We start from the raw sequence: 5,883 nt of genomic DNA on the forward strand, positions 1-5,883 counted from the left end.
CTTTTAATTTTTTAATAGTATTGATAGGGTCGTCCATCTTTGCTACAAGCATAGAGTTTGCATGGAGTGGAATATCAGAACGGGTAAACGCTTCAGAAGCAGGAGAGAGGTCATCCGTATTTGTCTCGCCAGGAACTTTAAATACAGTAACCGTAATCTCATCCGCAAGCGCGGGCTTAGAAGTAAACCACTCGGCATTTGCCCATGAGTTCATAACTTCTACTGCATGGGGATTCCCAGCTTTATACAACTCTTCAACATCGTTAAATGCGTCATAAACAAGAAGTGTGTGCTTAAGAGCTTCAACAGCAGCTTTAACAACTTCGCTATTTGCAGAAGTTAAACAATCTACTAGAGGTTTAACATTGTAACCACCTAGCATCATACCCATGATTTTAGCCGCATGCGCAGGAGCAATTCCCTTAACAGCTATTTTTTCAGATGCAATATCATTTAAAAAGGCAGCCTTTACATATGCTGCATCATCAACACCCGGAGATACGCGATTTGTAAGAAGGTCCAATAGCTCATCTGTATAGTTGCTCTTAATTAACTCTATTAATTCTGCTGTTTGCTTAGCAGAAAGTGGAAGCGGCGGTACGCCAAGTTCCGCTCTTTCTTGTTCATGCGCTGTATATGCTTGTAAAAATGCCATTGTTATTCCTGTTTATAAATTTAATAGGAGATTATAACTAAATATACAAACGCTAAGATGACAGTGTTACAAAAGTAAACATAGGCAATGAATATTATTCAAAATGTGTTTATTTTTGTAACACTATAGATTTCTAAAATTTAATTCGGCATCAATTATCTCTCTGTTTTTACCGCTATAGTTACTTTTTAACCATAAAAGATAAGAATCTGGCAAATCTTTATAGCATAGTCCCTTGTATTTTCCAAACTCAACTCTTTGCGTCTGCTGTGCTACTAGAAAATTCTCTTCACAAACTGCATTGATTGAACTCTTTTGTAAAAGCGATACAAACTCGCTAAATTCTAATCTTTTTTGAATAACAAAAGCGTAAGTGCCAAAATCAAAAAAGCCCTTTCTGAGTTTTACAAAGGACTCTATAGCTTGTATCTGCTCTACAGATAATTGCTCTAAATTTTCTACATGTACACTAAAGGAGTTGTGAAATCTAGTAAAAATAAAATGTGCTTTATGCATTAGAGTATTTCACGGATACCTTTGGAGTTTGGAGAGGACAACACCCCTTCTCCCTCTAGTTGCTCTATAAGTCTTGCGGATTTGTTATAACCAATTTGAAGTTTTCTTTGAAGATAGGATATAGAAGTTTTTCTATCTGTTAAAACAACATTTCTAGCTTCGCCAAAGAGAGGATCAAGCTCCTCGTATGTGTCGTTTGATGATGAATTATCTTCACTCTCTTCGAGCAAAAAACGCTTGTCATAGTTTGGCTCTCTTTGTGATTTTATAAAATCTACAATTTTTTCTATCTCCTCCTCTGTACTCCATGGTGCATGTAGGCGCACCAAGCCCGTTGAGCCGGGAGGAGTAAAAAGCATATCCCCTTTTCCTAAAAGTGATTCCGCACCCTGTTGGTCTAAAATAATCTTAGAGTCAACTTTCTGCCCTACTCTGTACGAGATGCGAGAGGGAAGATTTGCTTTGATAAGTCCTGTTACGACATCCACGGAAGGTCTTTGAGTTGCCACAACAAGATGTATCCCCGATGCTCTTGCCATCTGCGCCAATCTCGCTATAGAGTGTTCGACATCTTTTCCGCTTGTCATCATCAAATCAGCCAATTCATCTATGATTACAACAATATATGGAAGGTGCTCGCCGCCGGTTTTTTTAACTTTGTCGTTGTAGTTCTCTATATTTTTTGTTCTGTTTTCACTCATTAAAGAGTAGCGTCTCTCCATCTCTCCAACCATATTGTTAAGAGCAACAATAGCTTGCTTTGCCTTTGTAATAACGGGAGTTAGCAGATGAGGAATATCGTTGTAGATAGAGAACTCAAGCATCTTAGGGTCAATCATAAGAAGTCTAAGCTGATCAGGCGAATTTTTATATAAAAGCGAGAGTATCATGGCATTTATCCCTACACTTTTACCGCTTCCGGTTGTTCCCGCTATTAAGAGGTGGGGGAGTTTTTTCAAATCCGTTATAAAGGGTTTTCCTACTATATCCTTTCCCAGCACGATAGTAAGAGGAGAGGAGGACTCTTTAAAAAGCTTGCTATCGATTAAATCTCTAAGAAAAATTGTGTCTATTTTTTCATTTGGTATCTCTATTCCGACAACATCTTTACCTGGAATTGGAGCTTGTATACGGATAGTCTCGGCCGAGAGAGCCATCGCTAAATCGTCTTGAAGATTTAAAATGCGAGAAACTTTTACATTTGCCGCGGGCTTAAACTCAAAAGTTGAAACTACCGGACCTGCATATGTTCTTACAACATCGCCCTCTATCTTAAAATGTGCAAGTTTTTCTATAAGAAATTTTATCTTACCATCCAACTCGCTCTCATCTACGCTGTGTGTTTTATTGTTTGGTTTTTGCAAAAAGTCAACAGAAGGAAGCTTAAAGTTTTTCGGCTTTTCAACCTCTCCTTTTTCAATAGACTCTAAAAGTTTTGCATTTTCTTCAAGCTCATCAACTATGATTGCATTTTTTTGCTCTTTTATCTCATTTACAAGTTCCACTATATTTTGCTGTTTTACCTCAGGTAACTTTGTGCGTGCTTCTGGCTGCTCTTTTTTTGAGACAACCTCTTTTCTGAGGTAAGCCGGTTTATCTATCTCCTCCTCAAAACAATCATCAGAAATATCTTTGTTAAACTCCTGTTTTTGGAGATTTTTCTGCTCAGCTTTTTTTTCTTCTACGTATCTGCTCTTATTCTGTTTTTTCATCTCTTTAGATGCAATGCTTTGAGGATTGAAAAATCTCTTTTTTACTTTATTTAAAAATATATCCACCATCTCATGAGCACTTTTATCAAAAACAATAACCACAGGCAAAAGCGTGATAATAAACCAAAAAGTCCAAAGCCCGAATGTTCCTATATATGGAGATAGAAAGTCAGAAAAATTGGCACCGATTTCTCCGCGCAAGTTATCTGTTATAAGCAGTGCCTGAGCTAATAAGAATGAAAAAAGCACCAAAAAAGAGGCAACTATCAGCTCAATTTTTCTTATATTTAATCTGCTGTCTTTATAAAAATAGTAAAGAGGAATCATAAAAGCGAAAATATATATGTAAGACGTATAACCAAAATATTTATGATTATATGAAGCAAATGTAGCCCCATAACTGCCCATTAGAGCAGTGTCTCCTAAAAGCGTAGCAAATCCAAGGTATACTAATATACCAAAACTTATTATAAATATAGTGTCTTTCAAACTATAACTTCCTTTTTTACCTTAAAAAGATTAAATTTAATCGGTATTAATGAAAGTGAAGTATAACAAAAAATGCTTTATAAAGGATTTTTTGGGCTATATTACAGATAATAGACTAAACTAAGTTTTGAAACTTTAGCCGCCGTTGCGAGCATTGCTTCATAATTAGTATTTAGTTTTGCCAAAGTCAGTGAAGCCTCAGCCATATCTGTATCAATTATAGCTGATCTTAAGCTTTTAGAGCTTATATCTAGAAGTTCAGTTCTTTGCAATGATGTGTCTAATGCATTTGTCTGTACACCAACCTGAGAGTGGGCTCTGTAAACATGATCTTGAAGGTCATCCATCATGGCTATAGCGTTTTCTATACCTACGTTCCTTGCATCTCCAGAACTGCTGTCTGGATAGAGCTTGTAATTTTCAACTGATTTTATAATCTCATCTAAAGTCTTAAAAAAATCTGTCTTTGGATCACGCACAGTTATGGCATTATTTGTATTAAAAGTCATAACAGAAGCATCAGCACTAAAATCAGCACTGTTTGCATCATAGATTGCAAGTGTTGCTTTTGTATTGCTTTTGCCAATCTCTTCAAACTGCATTTTCCCGTCATGACTTAAAAATGTCCTCCCCATAATATCAGCCGCCTTAATAGCATCATCATATTCTGCTGAACTTCCCGGTGTATTAGCTGGCAGCTTATTAGTAGAGAGCATATTTACGACATCCATAAACTGCTTGTATGTCATCTTATCGCCATCTACAGCTGCTCTTGGCGTTTCAGCATTATAGATATTGTAAGTATTGCCACCAACACTAAAGGTTGAACCTCCGGCTAATAAATCAACCTGTGCACTATAAGCAATTCCGTTAACATCGGTTCCCTCCACGACAAAAGATGTTCCGTTAAGTGTTCCCGCCACTCCTTGAGAGAGGTCCGCTACTTCTGAGAGTTTAGTTGAAGCAGTCGCAAATGCATTTGTCTCTTTAACAATTTGCGGAGTTGCAGAAGAGAGTCTTGCACCATCTTTACTAAATTGGGTTCTGTCATATATAGTGCCTTCGATACCGTTTGTTGCGGCAACGCTATCAGCCGAGGTTAAAGATGATTTCATAAACTCTTTTACATGAAGATTCGAATTTGCCGCTGTTGAAGTACCAAACATTATTTTATCAAAGCTTGTCTCACCCAAGCCTAGATTGTCGATTTGCCCTACGTTTGCGCCATAGACAGCCAAATTGTCTATGTTAGCCTCATCCAATGCTGTTCCGCCATTTTGCAAATCAGTGGCACCAACCATATGAAAATCTATTTTACTTGAGCCTTTTATCTTATCTTCTATTACAATTTGCCCATTTAGATTCATACTGACATTAACAACATTAATTTCAGGAGTGTTCCCATATATATCACCAATTTTTTTTAGCAGATCGTCAATCTTCTCATCATCGCTCATAGAAACTTTTTCTTTGAAAGAAGTTCCACTGCTTGTTGTTCCACTGATATAAAAGAAGTGCTTTGGCACTCCTACGTCTACCACATTATCGCCATCTCCCATCAAATCACGAATGGTATCACTACTTGTAATATGCCTAGAATTGCCTTGCACGGCAGAATCTAAGAAATCAGGATATTTCATACTTAAGTTAGTTTGAACAACATTTGTCGTTACTTCTCTTTTTACCAACTTCTTTTCACCAAGAAAAAGCTCATCTCCACTTATGTTGTACTGTTGTGATGTTTTTGAACCGGTAAATGCTTTTAATAATCCGTCATTACCCATATACGAACCATCTTCCGAAATCGGCTTTACATCAACGGCAGAACCTGAAAAAATATACTGCCCACTTATAGAAGTATTTGCCAAATTTCTAAAATGTTCTTCTATAGATCTAAGCTCCTGAGCAGTTGCATCAAGAGAAGCCTCACTATTAGTTTCATTTGCGGCACCCAACAAAAGAGTTCTCATACGATTCATAGATGTTTCAAATTCATTTAAAATAGCATCTGATTGATCAGACATTTTAAGAGCACTCTTAGTGCTGTTTTTTACCTGTCCGAGGGTTGATATCTCATTATCTAGTCTCATGGTTTCAGTAAATGTTCTTATATCATCATGAGCATACTGAATATTGAGTTCTGATGCTATTTGCTTATTTACATTAAAAAGATTCTCAGTTAATTGTGAATTACTCTGAGAATATATACTCTTGTAATACATATTGCTTGTAATTCTCATAGCACACCCCATAATTTTTATCTTATATGCAAATAATATATAAAATATTAAGCAAAATAAGTTCCACTCAAACTATATCGGCAAAAATCCATTTACTTTTTGAGTGCATAACTTAGATTTAAGTAATAAGTCACTATTATTTCGTTTTTAAGCCAGAGTGGTGGAACGGTATACACGGCGGATTCAAAATCCGCTGCCTTCGGGCTTAGGGGTTCAAATCCCCTCTCTGGTACCATACTTCTTTAAATCCCTAAAAATAGGGCTTTCAAAA

The 5,883-nt window shown here is 36.6% G+C and carries 3 protein-coding genes, 1 tRNA gene and 1 pseudogene; 1 reads left to right on the forward strand and 4 read right to left on the reverse strand.

Translation table 11 applies throughout. From position 1 onward, the window contains the following. The 4 genes and pseudogenes from M0Q17_RS10500 to M0Q17_RS10515 all read right to left on the reverse strand — a co-directional run. A pseudogene (locus tag M0Q17_RS10500) lies at window positions 1-655 on the reverse strand (aconitate hydratase B); the annotation flags it as partial. Between the two features lie 123 nt (window positions 656-778). After that, on the reverse strand, window positions 779-1,171 hold the full coding sequence (locus M0Q17_RS10505; protein ID WP_295086631.1) for a DUF3820 family protein: 393 nt from the start codon (window positions 1,169-1,171) through the stop codon (window positions 779-781). Further along, window positions 1,171-3,372, reverse strand: coding sequence for a DNA translocase FtsK 4TM domain-containing protein (locus tag M0Q17_RS10510; protein WP_295086633.1), 2,202 nt, complete (start codon window positions 3,370-3,372; stop codon window positions 1,171-1,173). The genes M0Q17_RS10505 and M0Q17_RS10510 overlap by 1 nt, the downstream gene beginning before the upstream one ends. Window positions 3,373-3,473: 101 nt before the next feature. Then, window positions 3,474-5,612 (reverse strand): flagellar biosynthesis protein FlgL, encoded by a 2,139-nt coding sequence (locus tag M0Q17_RS10515; protein WP_295086635.1) that lies wholly within the window; start codon window positions 5,610-5,612, stop codon window positions 3,474-3,476. 151 nt (window positions 5,613-5,763) lie between these two features. Here M0Q17_RS10515 and M0Q17_RS10520 point away from each other — a divergent pair. Continuing rightward, window positions 5,764-5,847: transfer RNA gene (locus M0Q17_RS10520), tRNA-Leu, on the forward strand. Window positions 5,848-5,883: the final 36 nt, after the last annotated feature.

This window comes from Sulfurimonas sp. (assembly GCF_023229105.1).
In the GTDB taxonomy this organism is placed as follows: domain Bacteria; phylum Campylobacterota; class Campylobacteria; order Campylobacterales; family Sulfurimonadaceae; genus Sulfurimonas.